6 protein-coding genes are annotated in these 4,889 nt (G+C 61.9%); 5 read left to right on the top strand and 1 reads right to left on the bottom strand.

The genetic code is table 11. The features are described 5' to 3' along the window. A partial coding sequence (locus Q0341_RS04935) for a sugar phosphate nucleotidyltransferase (protein WP_299510957.1) occupies nt 1–436 on the bottom strand: 436 nt, incomplete at its 3' end. 235 nt (nt 437–671) lie between these two features. Here Q0341_RS04935 and Q0341_RS04930 point away from each other — a divergent pair. The 5 genes from Q0341_RS04930 to Q0341_RS04910 all read left to right on the top strand — a co-directional run. After that, on the top strand, nt 672–1,091 hold the full coding sequence (locus Q0341_RS04930; protein ID WP_299510956.1) for a hypothetical protein: 420 nt from the start codon (nt 672–674) through the stop codon (nt 1,089–1,091). 429 nt (nt 1,092–1,520) lie between these two features. Then, nucleotides 1,521–2,444 carry a hypothetical protein gene (locus Q0341_RS04925; RefSeq protein WP_299510954.1) on the top strand — a complete coding sequence of 308 codons (924 nt, stop codon included), beginning with the start codon at nt 1,521–1,523 and terminating at the stop codon, nt 2,442–2,444. 2 nt (nt 2,445–2,446) lie between these two features. Beyond that, entirely contained in the window at nt 2,447–3,868 is a 1,422-nt protein-coding gene (locus Q0341_RS04920; protein WP_299510953.1) for a copper oxidase, read from the top strand. Nucleotides 3,869–3,914: 46 nt separating this feature from the next. Continuing rightward, nucleotides 3,915–4,409, top strand: coding sequence for a cupredoxin family protein (locus Q0341_RS04915; protein ID WP_299510952.1), 495 nt, complete (start codon nt 3,915–3,917; stop codon nt 4,407–4,409). Nucleotides 4,410–4,421: 12 nt separating this feature from the next. Beyond that, the coding region (locus tag Q0341_RS04910; protein ID WP_299510950.1) for a DUF411 domain-containing protein at nt 4,422–4,889 on the top strand (468 nt) is incomplete at its 3' end.

The raw sequence follows: 4,889 nt of genomic DNA, 5'->3' as shown, positions 1-4,889 counted from the left end.
ACCGCTCAGGGTCGTGCACATGGTAGGCAAACACGCTGGCGCCGTAGATGCGTTCGTTGGCATTGGCCAAGAGCTTCACCAAATCGTGGCCGTAGTAAATGTTGTCGCCAAGCACCAGGGCGCTGGGGTGGTTGCCCACAAAATCCTTGCCAATGATGAAGGCCTGCGCCAGGCCATCGGGGCTGGGCTGCACCGCGAACTGGATGTTCATGCCCCACTGGCTGCCGTCGCCCAGCAGTTCGGTAAAACGTGGCGTGTCTTGCGGCGTGCTGATCAGCAACACATCGCGAATGCCCGCCAGCATGAGCGTGGTCAGCGGGTAATACACCATAGGCTTGTCGTACACCGGCATGAGCTGTTTGCTCACGGCCTGCGTCACAGGATACAGGCGGGTGCCGGAGCCGCCCGCAAGAATGATGCCTTTTCGATTCGTCATGCCGCATTTTAGGTGACTCTCGACACCCCTTTTGCTGGGCACTTTGCGCGCCCGTTTGGACATCAAACAGGGCTTGCACAGGCACAACTCCCACTCAAAAACGCCGAACGCCTTGGGGTCAAAGCCGCAGTCGATGGAGCGCTCACTTGGCGCTGGTTATCATGTATGAATGCGCAAGTCTTGGATCTGGTGGATGTTGGTGCTTTTGCCCCTGCGGTTATGGGCAGGCGCACTCATGCCCATGACCTCAGCTGAGACCGTGCAAGCATCTGCCGCCAGCGCCACACACCTCGCGCACAGCCACCACACCAGCGCGGCCACCCCCCTGGCCGTATCGGATGGACCCCAGCCTGACTTACACGAAACAGGAACAGGTGATGCCCACGCCTTGCATTCGGCGCATGCGCAATCCTCCGCCCCCATCCACATCGGTCTCGATGCCTCATTGTCATCAAGCTCTGCGCAGGACACGGCAGCAGACAGCTGCCATGAAGGCCCTGGCTGCATGGCCTGCGCGGTCTGCCACCTCAGTGCAGACCTGCCTGACACCGCCGACCGCATGCCAGTCAGCACGGCACACACACTCACCGCGAGCGTGACCGTGACCTGGCTCGGCCACGCCTGGCCACCCCTGATCAAACCGCCCATCCTCTGAATCCGCTGGTCTTCTTGCGCTTGGCTGAACCCGTTTGGGGCCAGCTTGGCGCTGTTCCATGTGTTTTCAGGAGTTTTCATGCTTTTTCACTCAACGGGTACCCGCGCACAAACACGCGGGCTTTTGTGCAAACCTGCCGCTCTGTGCCTGGCACTGGCCGCCTGCGTCACAGTCACACAAGCTCAAGCCCAGGCTGCTCATCACAGCGCCCACACGGCCGCGGCCAACCCGTCTTCTTGGACAGATGCCAACGACAGCGTGGGGCAATTTCCACAAGGGCACATCGACCTCTTGCGCTGGGAAAAGAAAAACCACCCAGCCCTACCCGTGGCCAATCCAAAGGAGGCTCTGGCGGGTGAACCGTTGAGCCTCGACCAAGCCTTAAGTCAAGCTCTCCAAAGTCAGCCAAGATGGCTTGTGCGCGCCGGCATGAGCGCGACCGACAAAGCCCAGCTGAACACATCACGTCAAGCCCAGGTGCTGCAAGTAAAACGCGCTTGGACAGAAGCTGTCGCGGCGCATCAATCAATCCAATTTAACCGTCAAATTCTGGAGGCGGCAGAAGCTGGCACCGAACTGGCTGAACGCATGGCCCGCACAGGCAATTGGAGCCGTGCACGCCAGATGCAAGAAGAGCTTTTGCTGTGGGACGCCCGCACCCAAGTGCAAAGCGCCGAGCTCAAAGCCCTCCAAACCCAGTTGACTTTGTGGCAAAGGGTGGGCGGGCAATCGCACTTGGCCAAGCTGCCCGAACTGCCGGACTTGCCGGCGCTCGATCTCCAGCCCTTAGCCACATTGGAGGCGCAGGCTCTGGCCGCGCATTGGGAGTGGCCCGTCGCACAAGCCGACGCCAGGCGACAACTCCAAGGCCAAACGGCCAGCAGCTTGGCACTGGTGCGACAGGCTCTGGCGCAACACACCAGCACAGGCCTCGCAGCGGCCACGCTGCCTGCCAACTTGCCTTGGAACCATGCTGCAGAAAATGCACTGCAAACCCAAGCAGATGCCGATGCGATGCAGCGACAAATCCGCGCCGATGTGCGCATAGCCCATGCGGTGTACCTGAGCGCCCGCGCACAGGCGGAACAAAGCCAAAACGAAGTGCAGCGGCTGCACACCGCGCTGCAACAAGAAAGCCTGCTGCGCTACAACGGCATGCTGCAAAGCACCTGGGACCTGCTGGCCAGTGCCCGCCAACGCATCCTGAGCGAGGACGCAGCGCACCAAGCCAAGCGCCAAGCCTGGTTGGCTTGGCATGACCTGCAAGCCGTGCTGAGCGGCCTGCCCTATTCCGGCGGCATGAACACCGCCTCCGGCACCTCTGCCACCACCGCACCAGCCCAAGGACACTGAACATGCAACGCCGAGATTTTTTCCAAAAAGCCATGGCCGCTGCGGGCACCGTCGCGGGCGCAGCCGTCGCCACCAGCGCCGTCAGCCGCAGCGCATTGGCCGCACTGCCCGAAGCCGTCATCCAGACCCGTCCCGACACCGCTGCGCCATGGACACCGCCTGGCATCACCGGTGCCGGACGCCCGTACAACCCAGTCGTCACTCTGAACGGCTGGACCTTGCCTTTTCGCATGAAGGACGGCGTGAAAGAGTTCCACCTGGTGGCCGAGCCAGTGATGCGCGAGATGGCCCCGGGCTTTGTCGTCAACATGTGGGGCTACAACGGGCAAAGCCCAGGCCCCACCATCGAGGTGGTCGAGGGCGACAAAGTGCGCATTTTTGTGACCAACAAATTGCCCGAACACACCACCATCCACTGGCACGGCCAGCGCCTGCCCAACGGCATGGACGGTGTGGGCGGCCTGAACCAAAAGCAAATTCCGGTGGGCAAAACCTTCGTGTATGAGTTTGTGGCGCGCAGGCCGGGCACCTTCATGTACCACCCGCATGCCGACGAGATGACACAAATGGCCATGGGCATGATGGGCCTGTGGATCACGCACCCCAAAGGCCCTCATCCGCTCATTGCCGAGGTGGACCGCGATTACGCCTTCTTGCTCAACGCCTTTGACGTGACCCCGGGGGCCAAAACCCCCAACGTCAACACCATGCTGGATCAGAACATCTGGAGCTGGAACAGTCGGGTGTTCCCAGGCATCAGTCCTTTGGTGGCACGCCTGAACGACCGGGTACGTGTGCGCGTGGGCAACCTGACCATGACCAACCACCCGGTCCACATCCACGGCATCGAGTTCGAGGTGACCGGCACCGACGGCGGCCCCGTGCCCAAAACAGCGCGCTGGCCCGAGGTGACCACCGACGTGGCCGTCGGTCAGATGCGGCAGCTGGAATTCATCGCCGACGAGCCGGGCGACTGGGCCATGCACTGCCACAAAAGCCACCACACCATGGGGGCCATGGGCCACAACGTGCCCACCATGATCGGCGTGGACCACAGAGGTCTGGTGCAAAAAATCCAGAAACTCATCCCAGACTACATGGTCATGGGCGAGCGCGGCATGGCCGACATGGGCGCCATGGAAATGGAACTGCCCGACAACACCTTCCCGATGATGACCGGCACCGGCCCTTACGGCCCCATCGAGATGGGTGGCATGTTCACCCTGCTCAAGGTGCGGGCCGATCAGGAGCCAGACGACTACAGCGACCCGGGTGACTACGCGCAGCCGCCCGGCACGCAATCCTTTGAGTACACAGGCCCGGCTGCCCCGGCGCCCCAAGCCCCGGTGGGCATGGCCCCGGCCTCGGCCACCAGCCCCGCGGCGGGCACTGCGCGCAAACCCCATGGCCACGCACACCACTGAACCCGGCCAACACCCACTTGACCCCCCAAACACCAGGAATTTTTTCATGAACACACTCATCCCATCCTGCCTGCTGAGCATCGGCTTGCTGGCCCAGCCACTGGCACAAGCCCACGCGCCCTCGGCACACTCAAACCACCAAGCCCCATCTTCAGCGCCTGCTGAGCAAAAGGACTGGGGCATCGCAGGCGATGCCAAAAAAGTCACCCGTACCATCGAAATCAGCATGACCGATGACATGCGTTTTGCCCCCAACCAGATCCAAGTCAAGCGGGGCGAGACCGTGCGCTTGGTCACGGTGAACGCCGGCAAGGTCTTGCACGAGATCGTGATCGGCACGCCGCAAGAGCTCAAGGCGCATGCCGAGATGATGAAAAAGCACCCCGGCATGGAACACGACGAGCCCTACATGGCGCATGTGGACCCGGGCCAAAAAGGCGCCATCGTCTGGACCTTCAACCGCGCAGGCAGCTTTGAATTTGCCTGCCTGATCCCCGGCCATTTTGAAGCGGGCATGATCGGCCGCATCACCGTCAAGTAAGGAAGCAACACCATGTCAAATTCCAAACTCACCACGCTGCCGCGACGCCAATGGCTGGCAGCGGCTGCTTTGCTGGCGATCACAGGTTTTCAACGCACTGCACTGGCGCAAGCCACCACAGTGCAAGTCTGGAAAGACCCCAACTGCGGCTGCTGCCACCTGTGGGTGGAGCACCTGCAGGCCAATGGCTTCAAGGTTGAGGTGCGCGACGTGGGCAACACCGCAGCCCGCAAGCGCTTGGGCATGCCCGAAAAATTTGGTTCCTGCCACACCGCCAGCGTCGGTGGCTACGTCATCGAAGGCCATGTGCCTGCGGCCGACATCCAGCGCCTGCTCAAGGAGCGGCCCCAGGCCCTGGGCCTGTCGGTGCCGGGCATGCCCATTGGCAGCCCCGGCATGGATGGCCCCGAATACAAAGGCCGAAAAGACGCCTACGACGTCCTGTTGATCCAAAAAAACGGCACTGCCAAAACCTTTCAG

It is taken from the genome of uncultured Limnohabitans sp. (genome assembly GCF_937889215.1).
Lineage (GTDB): Bacteria > Pseudomonadota > Gammaproteobacteria > Burkholderiales > Burkholderiaceae_C > Limnohabitans_A.
The sequence above is the reverse complement of the archived record's forward strand: the minus strand, read 5'-3'. Positions and strand labels throughout refer to the sequence as shown.

What these genes read in the sequence shown, in the direction of transcription:
- Q0341_RS04930 (WP_299510956.1), top strand. Translation starts at nt 672, where the DNA reads ATGCCCATGACCTCAGCTGAGACCGTGCAAGCATCTGCCGCCAGCGCC.
- Q0341_RS04925 (WP_299510954.1), top strand. Translation starts at nt 1,521, where the DNA reads ATGAGCGCGACCGACAAAGCCCAGCTGAACACATCACGTCAAGCCCAG.
- Q0341_RS04920 (WP_299510953.1), top strand. Translation starts at nt 2,447, where the DNA reads ATGCAACGCCGAGATTTTTTCCAAAAAGCCATGGCCGCTGCGGGCACC.
- Q0341_RS04915 (WP_299510952.1), top strand. Translation starts at nt 3,915, where the DNA reads ATGAACACACTCATCCCATCCTGCCTGCTGAGCATCGGCTTGCTGGCC.